Here is an 18199-nt window from a genome sequence, read left to right as displayed (position 1 = left end):
TCTTGCCCACACCGAACCCGCCCGCCACGACGATCTTCGTCGAGGTCAGGCCGCTAGAGCCTGCGAAGTCCACTTAGCACCCTTTCCAGCAGGTTCCTGTTCGGCATGCCCGCGTCCAGCTGCGGCTGGTAGATCCGCACCAGACCCTCCGCCTCCATGTCCGCGATCAGCACCCTGGCCACGCCGAGCGGGATGGCCAGCAGCGCCGACACCTCCGCGACGGACCTGATCTGGCGGCAGAGCTCGCTGATCGCGCGGTATTCACGGGTGTGGTTCATGCCGAGCTGCGCCGAGGTCGCCGAGGAGACCAGCGCCTCCATCGCCAGGTTGGTGCGCGGCGCGGTGCGCCCGCCGGTGAGCGAGTACATCCGCACCAGCGAGGGGCGCTCCTCCTCGGGAGGGGTGGGCGCGGGGCCGTAACCCGGCGGCTGGCCGTACCCCCTGCCGTAGTCCGCCGGCGGCCCATATGGAGGAGGGCCGTCATTCCACGAAGCCACGATCGTCTCCCATCACCAGGGGTGCGCGGATGACAGTTCCGCCCGTACGGCGGGCGTGAGCACCTGGCCCGCCCTTTCGACCAGCACGGTCATCTGGTAGGCGACCAGGCCCATGTCGCATTCGGGCGCGGCCAGCACCGCCAGGCACGAGCCGTCGCTGATCGACATCACCAGCAGCAGCCCGTGCTGCATCTCCACGACGGTCTGGGTGACCCCGCCGCCCTCGAAGACCCTGGAGGCGCCCTGCACCAGGCTGATCAGCCCGGCGGCCACGGCGGCGAGCTGGTCGGCGCGGTCCTTCGGGAACCCGCGCGAGAACGCCATGGGCAGCCCGTCGGAGGAGACGACCACGGCGTGCGCCACACCGGGCACCTCCTCGACGAAGCCGCTGACCAGCCAGTTGACGTCCCTGGCGGCCTGGCTCAACTCCTTCACCGCTGCTCCTCCTCCTGCGCGTTGTCGAGCTCGGCGCGGCCCTTCCGCACGCCCTGCTGGAAGCTGGCCAGCCTGCTCCTGATCCGGTCGGGCGAGACCGGCGGCATCGGCGGCGTGGGAGCTGCGGACTGCGGGGCGGCGGCGGTGCCCGGCACCAGGTTCGCTCTGGGCTTGCGCTTGGGCAGGCCCGAGGAGGTGAGGCCGCCGAGGCTGGGGTCGCTGGCCGCGCGGGCGGCCTGCCAGCCCGCGTCGGCGGGCGACGACCAGGCGTCGGGCGAGGGTGCGCCCTGCGGGGACGCGACGGGCGGTTCCGGCGGGTACGGATCGGCCGGCTGTGCCGTCGCGGGCCTGCCCGGCACGCCGCCCCCCACGGTGGGTCCCGCAGCGGGCCCCGCGCTGGGTCCCGCGTGCGGACCGGTGTCGAACGCGGGGGCGTCCGGGGTGTCCGGGGCGTCGGAGAAAGGTTCCGGCCGCTTGAACCAGCTCGACTCCACCGCCGCGAAGATCGGCAGGTACTCCTCCTCGCCGGTGTCGAGCGAGGAGGTCTCCACCCTGGGGAGAGGGCTGGTGGCGTCGGGGAAGCCGGACCTGGGTGGCGCGTCGAAGGAGTCGAACGGGCGGCGGTCGAGCGTGCCGTACGAGTCGGGGCCCTGGGAGCCGCCCAGGCCGGGCATCTCGCGGAAGCCGGGACCGTCGTCCGGAGCGTGCCCGCCGCGCTTGGGCAGCCCGTTGGCCGTGAAGTCGGAGGTGTAGTCGGACGGGAAGTCGGAAAGGTCGGCCGAGGGCGCGTCGTTGGTGCCGAACCAGTCGACGGGCGGCGAGTCGAGCACCGGCGCGCCCATGGGCGAGGGCTTCAGGTCGTCGAGCATGGGCCGCTCGTACGGCTGGGGCCCGGCCTGCGGCGGCACCATCGGCTGGAGCGGCACCTGCGGGCCCGACGGCAGCTGCGACATCGGCGACATGGGCGGTATCTGCGGCACCTGCGGCATCTGCGGCTCGGACGGCGAGCCGTGCAGGGGCGGCATGCCCTGCCCCGCCGGGAAGCCGTGCCCTGGCTGCTGGCCGGGGATGGCGGTCAGCAGGCTCTCGGGGATGAGCACCATCGCCGTGAGGCCGCCGACGTCCTGCCTGCGCAGCTGCACGCGGACGTTGTGCCGGAGCGCCAGGCGGCCGACCACGAACAGGCCCATCCGCCGCGACACCGACACGTCCACCACCGGCGGGTTGGCCAGCCGCCAGTTGGCCTGGGAGATCTCCTCCTGGCTCATGCCGATGCCCTGGTCGGTCACCGCGATCATGACGCCGCCGCCGTCGATGCGGCTGCTGGAGACCGTCACCTTGGTGTCGTTCGAGGAGAAGGACACGGCGTTCTCCACCAGCTCGGCCAGCAGGTGGACGGTGTCGGTGACGGCCTGGCCGGCGATGGCGACCTCGGAGGCGCCCTGGATGACGACCCTGTCGTAGCTCTCGACCTCGCCGAGAGCGGCGCGGACGATGTCCATCAGCTCGACGGACTGGGTCCACTTGCGGGCGGCCTCCTGGCCGGCGAGCACCAGGAGGTTCTCGCTGTTGCGGCGCATGCGGGTGGCCAGGTGGTCGAGCTTGAACAGGTCACCGAGGCGGGTGTCGTCCCGCTCGCCGCGTTCGAGCCGCTCGATGAGCGTCAGCTGGCGTTCGACCAGGGTCTGGCTGCGGCGGGAGAGGTTGACGAACATCGCGTTGACGTTGGCGCGCAGCTTGGCCTCGTCGCCGGCCAGCCGTACGGCCTCGCGGTGGACCTCGTCGAAGGCCCGCGCGACCTCGCCGACCTCGTCGCGGGAGAAGACCCCGATCGGGGTGACCTCGGCGGAGACGTCGCTGTCGCGCGCCTCGCGCAGGCGCTGGACGAATCCGGGCAGCCGCTCGCCGGCGATGTCGAGGGCCTCGCTGCGCAGCCTGCGCAGCGGGCGCACCAGCGAGCGCGCCACGCCGGTGGTGATGAGCAGGACGGCCAGCAGCAGCGCCACGACGGCGCCGGCCACCAGGTAGGCGCGCTTGGTCTCGGCCCCGGCCAGTTCCTCGCTGCGCAGCACGATCGCGGCCGACTGCCGCTCCTCGACCGAGCGCATGGACTCGACGATGACGGTGGCGGCCTCGAACCACTCGCGCGCGTCGTCGCGCTTGGCGAGGTCGAGTCCCTTGAGCGGGGCGCCGGTGCTCACCCTGGTGAGGACCAGCTCGCGCAGGAAGCGCGCCCGGTCGGCGCCGCGGCCGTTGACCGTCTCGTCGAACAGGCGGCGTTCGGCGGCGGTGGCCTCGGCGGCGAAGGCCTTGCGCTGGTTGGCCTCGTTGGACTGCTCGCCGAGGAAGGTCTTGAGCTGTTCCTGCTCGAACCTGCCGACGACCAGCACGCTGGTGAGCAGCGCCTGCTGCAGCGAGGCGCTCTCCTTGGCCCGCGCGAGCGCGTCGAGCGTCGCCGACTGGCGTACCAGTTCCTCGTCCTCGCCGTTCTTGCCGAGCTCGTCGTTCAGGGTGAGCAGGTCGGCGATGACGGTGGTGTAGGCGTCGAGGGCGGCGCCGGGCAGCAGGTCGGAGTCGAGCGCCTGGTCGCGCAGCGCGGCGAGGTCCTCCAGGCGGTTCAGCACGGTCGCGACCTCGTCGCCCGTCCGGCCCGCGACCTCGGTGCCGAGGACGGCGGCGCTCTGCCGTACCTTGTCGGCCTGGGTGTCGACCCTGCTCATCTGGGTGCGGACGTCGGCCAGGCCGCGCTCGGGGCGGCCGAGGGTGATGTACCAGGCGGTGCGGGCGCGTTCGGCGCCGAGCTCGTGGGTGAGACCGCCGATCTGCTGGGCGAGCTTGGCCAGCTGGTTGGCGCGGTCGTAGTCGGCCGCCGCGCTGGTGGAGGCGACGACCTGGATGCCGCCGAGGAGGACGGCCGCTGCGGTCGGGACGAGGATCAGCGCGACTAATCGCGCGCGCACCCGCCAGTTGCGCAGCCGCCATCCACCGTGATCGGCGGCCTGGTCGGCGGCCTTGGCACTGGTTCTTCTACTCACCGAACGCAACCTCAGTTGGGGGGAGAGCCTCCCGTGAGACTCCTGGGAAAACTCCAGCAAGTGGCGGCTATTTCAGCACACCAATACCTGAACGACCAAACGAACATAACGCGACAAATCTAGTCGGGTACCACACAAGCGTCGATAACTTGGGGCCCCCAATTTCGGTCCGCCGTTATCGGATCCAGAGATGAAAATGTCGCTATATATCACCTTCTGTCCGGTTGTGGGGGTTTGCCGCGTTCCAGTTGAAGATCCACTCCGTAACGCCCGCGTCTCTACATGGTCACGACGTTGTGATTCGCGTTATTCAGGCCCTATGTTGAGCCCCGTCGCGCCTACCCTCGACAACTCGGACCGGGCCAACCGCGGGGCCGGCAAGCTTCTGGAGGCAGCAAGTGGCAGCCGGGCAGGACAGTGCGGCGATCCAGGTCAGCGGGCTGTGGAAGATCTTCGGCCCGCGGGCGGATCGCGTCATGAAAGGCCCTGACAAAGATCTCGACCCGGCCGAACTACGCGAGAAGACCGGCTGCACGGCCGCCGTCAGAGACGTCACGTTCGATGTCAGACCAGGCGAGATGTTCGTCGTGATGGGTCTGTCGGGAAGCGGTAAGTCCACCCTGGTGCGCTGCCTGACCCGCCTCATCGAGCCGACGGCCGGAAAGATCTCCATTGGCGGCCAGGACGTGATCGCCGCCGCCCCCGCCCAGCTACGGGAATTACGCCGCCATCACGTCAGCATGGTCTTCCAGCACTTCGGCCTGCTGCCGCACCGGCGCGTCATCGACAACGTCGCCTACGGCCTGGAGATCCAGGGCGCTCCCAAACCGCGCAGGCACGAGCGCGCGAGAGAGATCCTTTCCCTGGTCGGCCTCGACGGGCACGCCACCGCCTACCCCGACCAGCTGTCGGGCGGCATGCAGCAGCGCGTCGGGCTGGCCAGGGCACTGGCCGTCGACCCCCAGGTGATGCTGTTCGACGAGCCGTTCAGCGCGCTCGACCCGCTGATCCGCCGCGACATGCAGGCCGAGGTCATCAGGCTGCACCGCGAGGTCGGCAAGACGATGGTCTTCATCACCCACGACCTGTCGGAGGCGCTCAAGCTGGGCGAGCGCATCGCGATCATGCGGGCGGGCCGGATCGTCCAGCTCGGGACACCGGAGGAGGTCGTGGGCGCGCCCGCCGACGACTACGTGGCCGACTTCGTCCGCGAGGTGCCGCGCAGCCACGTGCTGTCGCTGCGCTGGATCTGCCGGACGCCGGAGCCGGGCGAGCATCTGGACGGCCCCGTCCTCCCGGCCGGCACGATCATCAGGGACGCCATCCCCGCGGTGACCGGCTCGGCCAGGCCCATCCGTGTCATGGACGGGGACGAGCTGATCGGCGTGGTCGACCGCGTGGACATCCTGTCGGCGATGGCGCACGAGCCGGCCGTACCGGAGGAGATCCGGGTGCCCGAGCCCGCACCGTCACCCGAGGAGGCCGCGCAGCCCGGCGCGCACCAGGGCGAGGCCGGCGACCCGACGGGAGCGCACCCGGACCAGGGCGAGGGCGACGACGCGGCGGGAGCGCACCCGGACCAGGGCGAGGGCACGGCGCCCGTCCCGCAGGCGCGCGCATGAGCGGCGCCGTCGCCGTCGCGGACGCTCCCGGCATCCGCCGCCCGCCCCGCTGGGTCGTGCCCGCGGTCGCCGTCGCCGCCCTCGTGGCCGGCTACCTCACGCTGAACGGCACCGCCACCCTCCCGCACGACGACGAGGCGGCCGCCTTCCTCGCCGTCAACGACGCCCGCGACTGGGTCGACGCCAACAGGAACGACAACCCGCTGTTCCTGTACTTCATCAACTACGTCCGCATCTACCTCGGGCAGCTCTACACCGCCTTCGAGACCGTGCTGCAGGCGCTGGGCTGGCCCGGCCTGATCGGGGTGATCGGCGGCCTCGGCTGGTTGGCCGGCGGCTGGCGGATCGCGCTGCTCGGCTTGGCCGGATTCGCCTCCTTCGGGGTGCTCGGCGTCTGGGACGCCGGTGTCCGCACGCTCGCCCTGGTGCTCGCCTCCGTGCTGATCGCCCTGCTGATCGGGCTGCCGCTGGGCGTCTGGGCGGGCCGTTCGCCACGCCTGCGCAGGGCCCTGTCGCCGGTGCTCGACGTCATGCAGATCATGCCGACGTTCGCCTACCTGACCCCGATGGTGCTCTTCTTCGGCATCGGCCCCTCGTCCGCGACCGTCGCCACCCTCATCTACGCGATGCCGGTCGCCATCAAGATCACCGCGCTGGGGATCGAGCAGGTCTCCCGTACCGCGACCGAAGCCTCCGACTCGATCGGCGCCACCCGCTGGCAGACGCTGCGCAAGGTACAGCTGCCGATGGCGCGCGAGACGATCGCGCTGGCGATCAACCAGACCATCATGATGGCGCTGTCGATGGTCGTGATCGCCGCTCTCATCTCCGCCCCCGGCCTCGGCTCCGACATCATCCGCGGCCTGTCACGGGCCAACGTCGGCTTCATGCTGCCGGCCGGCGTCGCGATCGTCGTCATGGCGGTCGTCCTGGACAGGATGACGATGGCGGCGGCCCGCCGGAGCGCCGCGGGACCCCTCGGGTACGCCGTCGCGGGCGCGCCGGCCGTGGTCGGCCTGGCGCTCACCTTCGTGCTGCCCCCCGCCTTCCCCGAACAGTGGGTGCTGCCGATCGGCGGCCCCGTCAACGACGCGGTGGAATGGGCCAAGTTCAGCTGGTACGACGTCACCGAGGCGATCAAGAACATCACCTCCACGATCCTGCTCAACCCGCTGCAGGACGTGCTGACCTCCACGCCGTGGTGGCTGGTGGCCGCCGCCGTCCTGGCGCTGGCCTGGTGGGCGAGCGGGCCGCGCCCCGCGCTGGTCGCGCTGGCGTGCCTGCTGGCGCTGGCGGGGGTGGGGCTGTGGGAGCACAGCATGGCCACGCTGACCACCGTTCTGGTCGCCGCGGCCGCCGCGCTCCTGCTCGGCCTCGTCCTCGGCGTCGCCGCCGCGCGCTCGCGCGCCTTCTCGGCCGTCCAGCGTCCGCTGCTCGACGCGGCCCAGACGATGCCGTCGGTGGTCTACCTGCTGCCCGCGCTGGCGCTGTTCGGGCCGACGAGGTTCACCGCCATCTTCGCCTCGGTGATCTACGCGGTGCCACCCGTGGTGCGCCTGGTCGAGGACGGCATCCGCGGCGTGTCCCCCACCTCCGTCGAGGCGGCGCTTTCAGCCGGCTCCACCCGGCGCCAGCTGCTGTGGAAGGTCCAGCTGCCGATGGCACGCGGGGCCATCCTGCTGGCCGCCAACCAGGGCATCGTCATGACGCTCGCCATGGTCGTGGTGGGCGGCATGGTCGGCGCGGGCGGGCTCGGCTACGACGTCGTCACCGGCTTCTCCCAGCACTCCGACTTCGGCATGGGCTTCGTCGCCGGAGTGGCCACGGTGCTGCTGGGCATCATGCTCGACCGCATCACGCAGGGCGCCGACAGGCGCACTTCCCCCCACTCAAGAGGATGATCACCGGATGAAGATACGCCTCATGGCCGGGGTCGTCGCCCTCGGCCTGGCCGTCGCAGGGTGCGGCGGCGGCGCCAGGGTCGACGGCGGTACCACGGCGAGCCCCGCCACCCAGCCCAGCGGCTCGGCGAGCGCCGCGGCCGCGGGGACGGTCAGGATCGCCATCAACCCCTGGGTCGGATACGAGGCCAGCGCGGCCGTGATCGCGCAGCTGCTGCAGAGCCAGCTCGGCTACACGGTCGAGAAGAAGGAGCTCAAGGAGGAGGTCGCCTGGGCCGGCTTCGAGACCGGCGAGGTCGATGTCATCGTCGAGAACTGGGGGCACGACGACCTCAAGAAGAAGTACATCGACGAGAAGAAGGTCGCCGCCTCGGCCGGCTCGACCGGCAACAAGGGCGTCATCGGCTGGTACGTCCCGCAGTGGATGGCCGACAAGTACCCCGACATCACCGACTACAAGAACCTCAACAAGTACGCCGACCTGTTCAAGACCTCCGAGTCCGGCGGCAAGGGCCAGCTGCTCGACGGCGACCCCTCCTACGTCACCAACGACGAGGCGCTTGTCAAGAACCTGAAGCTGGACTTCAAGGTCGTGACGGGCGGCAGCGAGGCCGCACTGCTGGAGTCGGCGGCGCAGGCGCAGGAGCAGCAGAAGCCGCTGCTGTTCTACTTCTGGACCCCGCACTGGCTCTTCGACAAGGTCAAGCTGGCCAGGGTGAGCCTGCCGCCGTACACCGCCGGCTGCGACGCCGACCCCAAGAAGGTCGCCTGCGACTACGCCGAGCTCGACCTCGACAAGATCGTGAGCAAGAAGTTCGCCGACACCGGCGGCAAGGCCTATGAGCTGGTCAAGAACTTCACCTGGACCAACGAGGACCAGAACGCGGTCGCCAACGACATCCAGAACAACGGGATGTCCGCCGAGGCCGCCGCCAAGAAGTGGATCGACGCCCACACGGCCACGTGGCAGGCCTGGATCCCGAAGTAGACGATCGTGTGCCCCCGTCGCCGGCGGGGGCACGCCGGAGACCGCACATGAGAACCAAACTGCTGGCCGCGGCCCTCACGCTCGGCCTGATCCTCACCGGCTGCACCAGCGAAGCACCCCAGACCCCGAAGGCCACCGGCACCGTACGGCTGGCCGTCAACCCGTGGGTCGGCTACGAGGCCAGCGCCGCGGTGCTCGCCTACCTCCTCGAGCACGAGCTCGGCTACAAGGTCGAGACCAAGAAGCTGACGGAGGAGGAGTCCTGGAAGGGCTTCGAGAGCGGCGACGTCGACGTCATCGTCGAGAACTGGGGCCGCGACAAGGAGAAGAAGGAGTTCATCCAGGACAAGAAGGTCGCCGTGTCCGCGGGGCTGAACGGCAACAAGGGCGTGATCGGCTGGTACGTGCCGCAGTGGATGGTCGAGGAGTACCCGGACATCACCAACTGGCGCAACCTCAACAAGTACGCTCACCTGTTCAGGACCGAGAAGTCGGGTGAGCTCGGGCAGGTGCTCGACGGCGACCCCACCTTCGTCACCGCCGACGAGGACCTGGTCCGCAACCTGAAGCTGAACTACAAGGTCGTCTACGCGGGCAGCGAGGACGCGCTGATCAAGGCGATGCGGTCGGCCACCAGGACCAGGCGCCCGCTGCTGATGTACTTCTACCAGCCGCAGTGGCTGTTCACGCAGGTCAAGATGGCCAAGATCAACCTTCCGTCGTACGCGATCGGCTGCGACGCCGTGGCGGCGAAGGTGGCCTGCGACTACCCGCCGTACCTGCTCGACAAGATCGTCAGCAAGAAGTTCGCCGACACCGGCGGCAGGGCCTACGAGCTGGTCCGCAACTTCTCCTGGACGAACGACCACCAGAACGCGGTGGCCAGCGACATGACCGACGGCGGCATGTCGGCCGAGCAGGCGGCCAAGAAGTGGATCGACGCGAACAAGATCGTGTGGAAGGACTGGCTGCCCAGGTGAGCGGGCACCGGGCCCTCCCCCGGCCACCCCGGCGCGCGCCACGTCCCGGCCGCCGGCCGGGAGAAACCCGTCGCCATCCCGGGGGCACCGGCCCTCCCCCCGGGGAACCCGTCGCCCTCCCGGGGGCACCAGTCCCCCACCCCCGGGGGGGAAGCCGTCGCCGACTCGAAGGCACCGATCCTCACCCCCAGGGAACCCGTCGCCCTCTTGGGGCACCAGTCCCCACCCCTCCCGGGGGGAAACCCGTCGCCGACCCGAGGGCACCGGCCCTCACCCCAGGAACCCGTCGCCCTCTTGGGGCGCACCAGTCCCCCCCTCCCGGGGGAAACCCCGTCGCCGACCCGAAGGCACCGATCCTCACCCCCAGGGAACCCGTCGCCGCCCGGACGGAACCGGTCGGCGGCCCGGGGGCACCGGTCCCGCCCCCCGAGGAAACCGGCCGCCGTCTCGGGGGGCGCTGGTCCCGCCCCCCGGGGAAGCCGGTCGGCGGCACGGGGGGAACCGGTCGGCGGCACGGTCCGGCGTCATTCGGTCGGCGGCCCGCCCCGCGCCGTGACGTGGCCGGGCAGGATGGGAGGTGGGGCGCGTGATCGGTGAAGGGACCGCGATGAGGCTGATGCGGTTGTCGGGGGTGGCCGGCGCGATGGTCTTCGTCACCGCCTTCCTGGTGGAGGGCGCCACGCGGGGCGGCGGCTACGACCCGCTCCGGCATCCCGTCAGCTCGCTCGCCATCGGCGACCTCGGCTGGACCCAGACCGCGAACTTCCTGGTCACAGGGTTGCTCATGCTGGCCTTCGCGATCAGCCTGCGCGGCACCTCCCGCTGGGGCCTCGCCCTCATGCTCGCCTTCGCCGTCGGCCTGATCGGGGCCGGCCTCTTCGTGACCGACCCGGTGAACGGTTACCCGCAGGACACGCCGGCGACCTCCACCACCGCCGGCGCCCTGCACGACCTGTTCTCGCTGCTGGTCTTCGCGGGACTGCCCGCCGCGTGCTTCGTGTACGCCAGGCGCTTCGCCGGATGGGGCAGGCCCGGCTGGACGGCGTACTCGATCGTCACGGGCGTCGTCTTCCTCGCCGGCTTCGTGATCACCGGGGTCGGCTTCTCCGGCGCCGCCGGACTCTCCCCGATCGCGGGACTGCTCCAGCGGCTCACGCTCGTCGTCGGCCTGACCTGGGTGGCCCTGCTGGGCAGCGGAATCCGTACGGTGTACCGTACATAAGGTGACCGTCGAGTACACCGGCAAGGGCGACCCCGCCCGCAGCCTCGCCCTCCTGTGGCGCACCAGCGAACGCCCGAGCCGCAAGGGCAAGCCGGAGCTGAGCGTCGACCGCATCGTCAGGGCCGCCATCGAGGTGGCCGACGCCGAGGGGCTGGCGGCGCTGTCCATGCGTAGGGTCGCCGAACGGCTCGGCGTCGGCACCATGTCGCTCTACACCTACGTGCCCGGCAAGCCCGAACTGCTCGACGTCATGCTCGACACCGTCTACGGCGAGACCGCCCGCCCCGACGACCTCCCCGGCGGCTGGCGGGCCCGCCTGCTGCAGATCGCCCGCGAGAACTGGGCGCTCTACCTGCGCCACCCGTGGCTGCTCCAGGTCGCCACCAGCCGTCCTGTGCTCGGCCCCAACACCACGGCCAAGTACGAGTACGAGCTGCGCGCCATCGACGGCATCGGCCTCACCGACGTCGAGATGGACTCGGTCATCACGCTCGTCACCGGGTTCGTCCACGGCGCGGCGCGAGGCGCGGTGGAGGCGCTGGAGGCGGAGAAGCACACCGGGATGACCGACGAGCAGTGGTGGGCGGCGCACGCGCCCTTCCTGCACCGGATCGCCGACGTCAACCGTTTCCCCGTCGCGTCGCGCGTCGGCGAGGCCGCCGCCGAGGTGTACGGCTCGGCACACAGCCCCGAGCACACCTTCGAGTTCGGCCTGCAGCGCCTCCTCGACGGCATCTCCCTCCTGATCGACTCCCGCTCCTGACCGACTCCGGATCCCGACCGGCTCCCGCCCCTGACCGACTCCGGATCCCCGACCGGCTCCGGATCCTGATCGACTCCCGCCCCTGACCGAGTCGCGTTATTTCTCCGGCAGTCGGGCTACATCAGATACCGGTCCGATGTGGGCAAGCTTGTCGGGATTGGCGACCGAGTGGACCGCCTGGACCACGCCGTCGGCGATGTCGAGTTCGACCACGGCGGCCACGCGTCCTTCGGCGTCGTACATCACAGCGCCCGGCCCGCCGTTGACCCAGGCCGGCCGGAGGGAGACGCCGAGCATCCGTATCCGGCGGAGCCCGGCGACGAGCAGCTGTGCGACGCGCCGCGGCTCGGTCGCCGGCTTCCCGATCGCCTGTGCCTTGCCGCCGCCGTCCCCGTGGAGCACCACGTCGGGCGCGAGCATGCCGAGCAGCGCGTCCATGTCGCCGCCCGCGGCGGCCTCGAAGAACCTGCGGGCGAGCTCCTTGCCCTGCGCCCGCCGCGCCGGGGTCGGCGTGCTGTCGCGCAGCCGCCCCCCAGCGGCGATGCGCTGCCTGGCGCGCGCGAAGATCTGCCGGCAGTTCACCTCGGTCTTGCCGATGATCCTCGCCACATCCGGGTAGCCGTACCCGAACACCTCGCGCAGCATGAACACCGCCCGATCCACCGGCGAAAGGGACTCCAGCAGCACGAGGAACGCCATCGACAGCGAGTCGGCCAGCTCGGCGTGCTCGGCCGGGCCCGGCCCATCGGCGGGCACGACGACCGGCTCGGGCAGCCAGTCCCCCACATACGTCTCCCGCCGCACCCGCGCCGAACGCAGGTGGTCGATGCCCAGCCGCGTCACCGCCGTCGCCAGGTACGCCTTGGGGTCGGCGATCACGGTTCCCGCCTGGCGCGCCCGGGTCATGCCGAGGAACGCGTCCTGCACGATGTCCTCGGCGTCGCCCACGGATCCGGTCATCCCGTAGGCGATGGAGAACAGCAGCGGCCGGTACCCGGTCGCGCCCGTCTCATCCGCCGGCCCAGGCACGGAATCCCTCCCGCCGACTCGCGTACCGCTGCTCACCTACTCGCCTTCTCGCCTTCTCGCTCGAGGACGCTTCCGCACGACGGACAGCAGGGTATCCGAGGCGCCCGGCCCGTCGATCACGCCCTATCACTGCACGGTTCCCTCCGGCGCCGCGACCGGCACGGTCTTGTCCACATACCCCCGCCCGCGCCGACCGTGAAGGCAGGCCCGACCATGAAGGCAGGGTCAACCACGAAGGCAGACCCGACCGCGGAGGCAGGGCGCGGCGGTCACCAGGCGATGCGGCCAAGGCGATCGATGAAGGTCCCGGTCGGCCCGTCGGCGTCGATCATCGCGAGTTCGAGGATCGGGTCGGTGCCCTGGGTGACTGTCAGCTGGCCGGTGTGATTGTTCATGTCGGTGGCGGCGAACTTGCGGTTGGCGACCTCCCCGGGGGTGACCATGTTGAACTTGATCTCCGGGAGCGCCTGGGCGTACCGGACGGTGATCATGTTCAGTGCCGTCTTGGACGAGCTGTAGGCGAGCTCGTGCATTTTCGAGGCGGGCTGCTCCGGATCGGTCACGACCGCGAAGGTACCGACGGCGCTGGACACCATCACCACACGCGGATTGTCCGCCGCCCGCAGCAGGGGAAGGAACGCGTGCGTGACCCTGACCGGTCCGTACACGTTGGTGTCGTAGACGGAATGAATCTCGTCGACCGTCGCGTCCGCGGGCGCGATGGCTCTTCCTGACGCGCCGGCGTTGTTGATCAGCACGTCCAGCCGGTCGGTGTGCTCCCGGACGAGTCGTTCCGCGTCGGTCACCGACTCGTCCGAGGTCACGTCCAGCGGGACCATGACCACGTTCGCGCCACCGGCGGTCAGCTTGTCGGCGGCCGCCCGTCCTCGACCTTCGTCACGCGAGCCGAGAAAGATCGTCCAACCCAGTTCCCCGAGGCGCCGGGCCGCCTCGAACCCCAGTCCCTTGTTGCCTCCGGTGATCAGCACCGAGGTCTGTTCCGCGTTCGTCATGCCCTCTAAGACGACATGCTCCATCGGGCTGTGACACCGTGTGAGCGAGCTCACATCCGGAGCGCGTTGCAGGTTGCCGGCTGTGCCGTCGAACCCCGCTGCAGCCGGCCCGGCACTCGATCCGGCCGACCACTCCGACGCAGCTGGCCCCGCACTCGATCCGGCCGACCACTCCGACGCAGCTGGCCCCGCACTCGATCCGGCCGACCACTCCGACGCAGCTGGCCCCGCACCCGTACCCGCCAACCACTCCGACACAGGCCGACCCCGCACCCGTACCCGCCAACCACTCCGACGTGACCCGCACCGGACCGACGGACTCCCGGGGGAGATCAGCCCGCATCTCGGGCGAGCCTTCGGGCTCCTCGGGCACGCGGCCCCACGGCGGCACGGAACGTGTGTCGATGAGCCAGGTCAGCAAGCACGCTGATCGACGACCGCTCGAGCGGTGAGACCGCCGGTGGAGAGATGGGCCGTCCGGTCGTTCGCCCGGTCAGGCCCCGATCTCGCGCTCGTAGGCCAGGAGGGTGTCGATGAACATCCTGCGCTGCTCCGGTGTGAGCGGCTCCAGCGCCTTCCGCCACGCGCCCGCCCCTCGCCCCAGCCACTCCTCGATCGAGGTCTGGTGCGCCGCGGCGATGCTGACGATCGTCCGGCGCCGGTCGGCGTCGTCCTCGCGCCGCTCCAGCACGCCTTTGCGGCTCAGGTCCCCGACCATGAGGCTTACGGTCGCGGGCGCCACCTCCAGCCGGGCCGCCAGGTCGTTCACCGTGGTGGGACCGTCGAACAGCAGGTACGCCAGCAGCGACAGGTGACGCGGCGCCAGCGACAGCGACTGCAGCTCTTCCGGAATCTTGATCCGCTTCACGCGCCCGACCATGCGCGGCATCAGCAGCAGCAGCGTGCGGATCCCTTCATCGACGCTCAGGCCCTCCGTTGACATCGGCCCACTCCTCGAAATACCTTGCCTATGAAATTAGCTTTGCTTGCAAAGCAAATCATCTTGACCATCTAAGGATATCGAATGGCCGAGGACTTCAATCAGCAGGTCATCGAGGAGTTCAGGGCGAACGGGGGCACCGTCGGCGGCATGTTCGAGGGCGCCCCGCTCGTCCTGCTCACGACGGTGGGCGCCAGGAGCGGCGCGGTGAAGACCAACCCTGCCGTCTACCTGCGGGACGGCGAGCGGATCCTGGTGTTCGGCTCCAACGCGGGACAGGACAGGCACCCTGCCTGGTATCACAACCTGCTGGCCAACCCGGACGTCGTGGTGGAGCTGGGGTCGGAGCGGTTCGCCGCGAGAGCGGTGCCGTTGGCGGGCGAGGAGCGGGACCGGATGTACGAGCGGCAGGCCGCCATCGACCCGGCCTTCGCCGCCTACCAGGCGAACACGTCGCGGGTCATCCCGGTCGTCGCCCTCCACCGCCTCGACCGACCGGCGACCCGCGACGACACTGTCTCCCACGAGTCCCCCGCCACCGAGATGCCCATGACCAGCGCGAACACGCCCAAGACACAAGTGCCCGAGACAAGGGCCACCGCGACGGAGGTGACCGACACCGGGCCGACCGGGCCGACCGCGACACAGGAGACCGAGACGAGTGTGACGGGGACGAAGGTGGCTCAGACGGGGGTGACCGCCCAGGCGGGGGTGACCGCTCAGACGGGGGTGACCGCCCAGGCGGGGGTGACCGCTCAGACGGGGGTGACCGGGACACAGGTGACCGAGACAGGGGCCGCCGAGACGGGGGCGACCGGGGCAGGGGCAGCCGAGACAGGGGCGACCGGGGCAGGGGCAGCCGCGGAAGGCGGCGCCGGGACAGTGGCGGGCGGGACCGGCGCGGCCCGGTCGGACGGAGGCGCGGGACAGGGAAGCCCGGGGGCGGAGTCGGCGGCGCGGGTGCGGGCGTTCGGGGACGAACTGGTGCGGGTGCACGGCTGGCTGCGTGACGAGCTGGCGAAGGTCAGGAAGGGGGCGGCGCAGGGGCAGGGCTTGAGTGCGGAACTGCGCGCCCACTGCCTGACCTTCTGCGAGGCGCTCCACTTCCACCACGGTGCCGAGGACAACGTCGCCTTCCCGCATCTGGAGGAGACGCACCCCGAGCTCGCCGATGCGCTCGCTCGGCTGCGGCGGGAGCACACCGTCGTGGCCGGGCTGATCAGGAGGCTGCGCGCGCTGCTCGACGAGGGCGGGGACGCGGCCGGCGAGGTCGAGAGGCTGGCGGCCGAGCTGGAAGCGCACTTCGACTACGAGGAGGAACAGCTGGTCCCGGTGCTCAACGCGATGACGTCAGTCCCGTGGGGAGCGCCTGGAGGTGCCGCGTAACGGCGGCCGACCACGCACGCCGGCCGGCCGTCTCCCTGGACGGACCCCAGCCCCGTGCCCGGGGTGGGCTCGAGCCGGCTTGCCGTAGAGGGAGCAGGAGAGAACGCGGAAGGCCGCCGAGAGGAACGGCGGCCTGCCGCTAGACCAGCACAAACACCAACCGAACCAACCCGGGCCGCCGAGAGGAACGGCGGCCTGCCGCGAGTCCGGGACAAACACCAACCCCGGAGCCGGAGGAGGTCAGGCCGGGGCGCCGTAGGTGGCGCGGACGCGGACGACGTGTTCCACCAGGGAGATCAGCGTCGCCTTGACCGACTCGCGGTTGCGGGCGTCGGTCCGCACGATCGGGATGTGCGGGGCGAGCGCCAGCGCCTCCCGCACCTCGTCCTCCGAGTGCAGGAACTGCCCGTCCCATCCGTTGATGCCCACGACGAAGGGCAGCTTGGCCTCTTCGAAGTAGTCGATCGCGGGGAAGGAGTCGGCGAGCCTGCGGGTGTCGAGCAGGACGACGGCGCCGATGGCGCCGCGGACCAGGTCGTCCCACATGAACCAGAACCGGTGCTGGCCGGGCGTGCCGAACAGGTACAGGATGAGGTCCCTGTCGAGCGAGAGCCTGCCGAAGTCCATGGCCACGGTGGTGGTCTGCTTGTTCGGGGTCAGGCCGAGGTCGTCGATGCCCGCCGAGGCATCGGTCATGACCGCTTCCGTCGTCAGCGGGAGGATTTCGGACACCGCACCCACGAACGTCGTCTTGCCGACGCCGAACCCGCCCGCGACCACGATCTTCGTCGAGGTGAGTCCGCCGCTGCTAGAGCCTGCGAAGTCCACTGAGCACCCTTTCGAGCATGTTCATGTCTGGCTGTCCCTGGTCGAGACGCGGCTGGTGCAGGCGCACGAGGCCTTCGTCCGCCATGTCGGCGACGACGACCCTGGCCACGCCGAGCGGGACCCGCAGCAACGCGGAGATCTCGGCGACGGACCGGAACGACCTGCACAGCGTCATGATGGCCTCCTGCTCGGGGGTGAGCAGCGCCATCTCGTCATCCGGGATCGACATCGAGGAGATCAGCGTCTCCATCGCCAAGTGGTAGCGGGGTTCCGACCTGCCGCCGGTGACTGCGTACGGACGGAACAGAGGCTCTTCGTCCCCTGCCCCATCGCTCCCGTACACCATCACATCACCGGGTCCTGGCAGCCTGGAGTTCCGCACGGAGAGCCGGGGTCAGCGCCTGACCGGCGCGGTCCACCAGCAGGGTCATCTGGTAGGCCACCAGACCCATGTCGCAGTCGGGCGAGGCCAGGACGGTCAGGACCGAACCGTCGCTGATGGCCATCACCAGGAGCAGGCCACGCTGCATCTCCACGACCGTCTGGGTCACGGGGCCGCCCTCGAAGACGCGCGATGCGCCGACGGTGAGGCTGAGCAGGCCCGCGGACACGGCCGCCAACTGGTCGGCCCGGTCCGGCGGGAAGCCCTCGGAGCTGGCCAGGCACAGGCCGTCGGCCGACACGACGACGGCGTGGGCCACTCCGGGGGTGTTCCTGACGAAGTCAGTGATCAGCCAGTCGAACCTATGGGCCTCGTGGCTCAAGGTCGTCACGCCAAGTCCTCCTTATCCAACCCGTTCGGGGCGGACTCATCGTTCACTTCCGCGCGTCCCCGACGGATGCCCTGCTGGAAGCTGGACATCCGGTTTCTGATCCGGTCCGCCGAGACCGGCGGCATCGGGGTCATCTGCTGGGGCGCCTGACCCGCCGTGCCGGGGACCAGGTTCGCCTTCGGGGTGCGCTTGGGGAGACCGGCGGCGGTGATGCCGCCGAGGCTCGGGTCACTGGCCGCGGCCGCCGCCCGCCACCCCGCGTCGGCGGGGGTCCGCCACTGGTCACCATCAGAGGGTACGGCCTGGGCGGGCCGCTGCGCCTCCGGCAGGTGGTACTTGGGCTCCCGCCCGGGCGCCGCCGCAGACCCTGCCGCGGACCCCGCCGGAGTTCCGGCCGAAGACGCCGCCGGGTTCCCGGTGGCGGGGCCGGTGGAGGGGGCGCTGGTGGGGCCGCTGGAGGGGCCGGTGGCGGGACCCGCGGAGGCGGACGGTCGCGCGGCCTCCTCTGGCCGCCTGAACCACGCCGACTCCACCGCGGCGAAGATCGGCAGGAACTCCTCCTGCTCGGGCTCCAGGGGCGAGCTGCCGACCGCGGGCATGGCGGCGGTGTGCTCCTCCCACCCGTACGGCTCGGCCGGCGGGTAGGACGACGACGCGGTCGCGGGCGGCGACGTGAAGGCGCCGGTGTTGCCGCTGTCGGCGCGGGGGCCGCGGCGCGGCAGCCCGCTGTCGACGCTCGGGAAGGACGGGGACCGCCCGTTCTTCTCCGTGCCGGGGAGCGACGGGT

16 protein-coding genes and 1 pseudogene are annotated in these 18199 nt (G+C 70.9%); 7 read left to right on the top strand and 10 right to left on the bottom strand.

Features of this window, described 5'->3' with window-relative positions:
* Positions 1 to 53: 53 nt before the first annotated feature.
* The 3 genes from ACWEVS_RS42270 to ACWEVS_RS42260 form a co-directional block, all read right to left on the bottom strand.
* Positions 54 to 368, bottom strand: coding sequence for a DUF742 domain-containing protein (locus tag ACWEVS_RS42270; protein ID WP_358140933.1), 315 nt, complete (start codon positions 366 to 368; stop codon positions 54 to 56).
* A gap of 141 nt (positions 369 to 509) precedes the next feature.
* Positions 510 to 932 carry a roadblock/LC7 domain-containing protein gene (locus tag ACWEVS_RS42265; protein WP_354922485.1) on the bottom strand — a complete coding sequence of 141 codons (423 nt, stop codon included), beginning with the start codon at positions 930 to 932 and terminating at the stop codon, positions 510 to 512.
* The gene (locus tag ACWEVS_RS42260; protein WP_452556503.1) at positions 929 to 3967 is read right to left on the bottom strand and encodes a nitrate- and nitrite sensing domain-containing protein; all 3039 of its coding nucleotides are present in this window, start codon (positions 3965 to 3967) and stop codon (positions 929 to 931) included. The genes ACWEVS_RS42265 and ACWEVS_RS42260 overlap by 4 nt, the downstream gene beginning before the upstream one ends.
* A 476-nt stretch (positions 3968 to 4443) precedes the next feature.
* On the opposite strand from ACWEVS_RS42260, the gene ACWEVS_RS42255 reads away from it, so the two are divergent.
* The 6 genes from ACWEVS_RS42255 (at position 4444) to ACWEVS_RS42230 (ending at position 11443) form a co-directional block, all read left to right on the top strand.
* Positions 4444 to 5589 carry a quaternary amine ABC transporter ATP-binding protein gene (locus ACWEVS_RS42255; protein ID WP_452556507.1) on the top strand — a complete coding sequence of 382 codons (1146 nt, stop codon included), beginning with the start codon at positions 4444 to 4446 and terminating at the stop codon, positions 5587 to 5589.
* Positions 5586 to 7490, top strand: a complete 1905-nt coding sequence (locus ACWEVS_RS42250) for an ABC transporter permease (RefSeq protein ID WP_452556501.1) — start codon at positions 5586 to 5588, stop codon at positions 7488 to 7490. Before ACWEVS_RS42255 ends, ACWEVS_RS42250 begins: the two co-directional genes overlap by 4 nt.
* 7 nt (positions 7491 to 7497) lie before the next feature.
* Positions 7498 to 8478, top strand: a complete 981-nt coding sequence (locus ACWEVS_RS42245) for an ABC transporter substrate-binding protein (protein WP_354922477.1) — start codon at positions 7498 to 7500, stop codon at positions 8476 to 8478.
* A gap of 47 nt (positions 8479 to 8525) precedes the next feature.
* Positions 8526 to 9458: an ABC transporter substrate-binding protein gene (locus ACWEVS_RS42240; protein WP_449931095.1), complete on the top strand. Its 933-nt coding sequence runs from the start codon at positions 8526 to 8528 to the stop codon at positions 9456 to 9458.
* Positions 9459 to 10044: 586 nt separating this feature from the next.
* Complete coding sequence (locus ACWEVS_RS42235) at positions 10045 to 10680, top strand: DUF998 domain-containing protein (RefSeq protein WP_452556499.1); 636 nt, start codon at positions 10045 to 10047, stop codon at positions 10678 to 10680.
* 1 nt (position 10681) lies between these two features.
* Positions 10682 to 11443 carry a TetR/AcrR family transcriptional regulator gene (locus ACWEVS_RS42230; protein WP_354922471.1) on the top strand — a complete coding sequence of 254 codons (762 nt, stop codon included), beginning with the start codon at positions 10682 to 10684 and terminating at the stop codon, positions 11441 to 11443.
* 96 nt (positions 11444 to 11539) lie between these two features.
* Here the strand turns inward: ACWEVS_RS42230 and sigJ are convergent, their stop codons facing one another.
* From sigJ to ACWEVS_RS42215, 3 genes are all read right to left on the bottom strand, one after another.
* Positions 11540 to 12472, bottom strand: coding sequence for an RNA polymerase sigma factor SigJ (gene sigJ, locus ACWEVS_RS42225; protein WP_449931100.1), 933 nt, complete (start codon positions 12470 to 12472; stop codon positions 11540 to 11542).
* A gap of 269 nt (positions 12473 to 12741) precedes the next feature.
* The gene (locus ACWEVS_RS42220; RefSeq protein WP_452556497.1) at positions 12742 to 13743 is read right to left on the bottom strand and encodes an SDR family NAD(P)-dependent oxidoreductase; all 1002 of its coding nucleotides are present in this window, start codon (positions 13741 to 13743) and stop codon (positions 12742 to 12744) included.
* Between the two features lie 235 nt (positions 13744 to 13978).
* On the bottom strand, positions 13979 to 14428 hold the full coding sequence (locus ACWEVS_RS42215; RefSeq protein ID WP_452419230.1) for a MarR family transcriptional regulator: 450 nt from the start codon (positions 14426 to 14428) through the stop codon (positions 13979 to 13981).
* Between the two features lie 81 nt (positions 14429 to 14509).
* Between ACWEVS_RS42215 and ACWEVS_RS42210 the strand changes: the two genes are divergently transcribed.
* A complete protein-coding gene (locus tag ACWEVS_RS42210) occupies positions 14510 to 15811 on the top strand; it encodes a nitroreductase/quinone reductase family protein (protein WP_452556495.1) in 1302 nt (433 codons plus the stop codon).
* A 240-nt stretch (positions 15812 to 16051) separates the two neighbouring features.
* Here ACWEVS_RS42210 and ACWEVS_RS42205 read toward each other — a convergent pair whose 3' ends face one another.
* From ACWEVS_RS42205 to ACWEVS_RS42190, 4 genes and pseudogenes are all read right to left on the bottom strand, one after another.
* On the bottom strand, positions 16052 to 16639 hold the full coding sequence (locus ACWEVS_RS42205) for a GTP-binding protein (RefSeq protein ID WP_354922453.1): 588 nt from the start codon (positions 16637 to 16639) through the stop codon (positions 16052 to 16054).
* Entirely contained in the window at positions 16620 to 16982 is a 363-nt protein-coding gene (locus ACWEVS_RS42200) for a DUF742 domain-containing protein (protein ID WP_449931183.1), read from the bottom strand. Before ACWEVS_RS42200 ends, ACWEVS_RS42205 begins: the two co-directional genes overlap by 20 nt.
* 7 nt (positions 16983 to 16989) lie before the next feature.
* Complete coding sequence (locus ACWEVS_RS42195; RefSeq protein WP_183648813.1) at positions 16990 to 17412, bottom strand: roadblock/LC7 domain-containing protein; 423 nt, start codon at positions 17410 to 17412, stop codon at positions 16990 to 16992.
* Positions 17409 to 18199: pseudogene (locus tag ACWEVS_RS42190) on the bottom strand (hypothetical protein); the annotation flags it as partial. The pseudogene ACWEVS_RS42190 and the gene ACWEVS_RS42195, both read right to left, overlap by 4 nt.

Source organism: Nonomuraea sp. NPDC003754 (genome assembly GCF_053605785.1).
This window is presented reverse-complemented; position numbering and strand designations above follow the sequence as displayed.

Coding starts and splice junctions, on each gene's coding strand:
- ACWEVS_RS42270 (WP_358140933.1), bottom strand. CDS start 368: ATGTACTCGCTCACCGGCGGGCGCACCGCGCCGCGCACCAACCTGGCG.
- ACWEVS_RS42255 (WP_452556507.1), top strand. CDS start 4,444: ATGAAAGGCCCTGACAAAGATCTCGACCCGGCCGAACTACGCGAGAAG.
- ACWEVS_RS42250 (WP_452556501.1), top strand. CDS start 5,586: ATGAGCGGCGCCGTCGCCGTCGCGGACGCTCCCGGCATCCGCCGCCCG.
- ACWEVS_RS42245 (WP_354922477.1), top strand. CDS start 7,498: ATGAAGATACGCCTCATGGCCGGGGTCGTCGCCCTCGGCCTGGCCGTC.
- ACWEVS_RS42240 (WP_449931095.1), top strand. CDS start 8,526: ATGAGAACCAAACTGCTGGCCGCGGCCCTCACGCTCGGCCTGATCCTC.
- ACWEVS_RS42215 (WP_452419230.1), bottom strand. CDS start 14,428: ATGTCAACGGAGGGCCTGAGCGTCGATGAAGGGATCCGCACGCTGCTG.
- ACWEVS_RS42210 (WP_452556495.1), top strand. CDS start 14,510: ATGGCCGAGGACTTCAATCAGCAGGTCATCGAGGAGTTCAGGGCGAAC.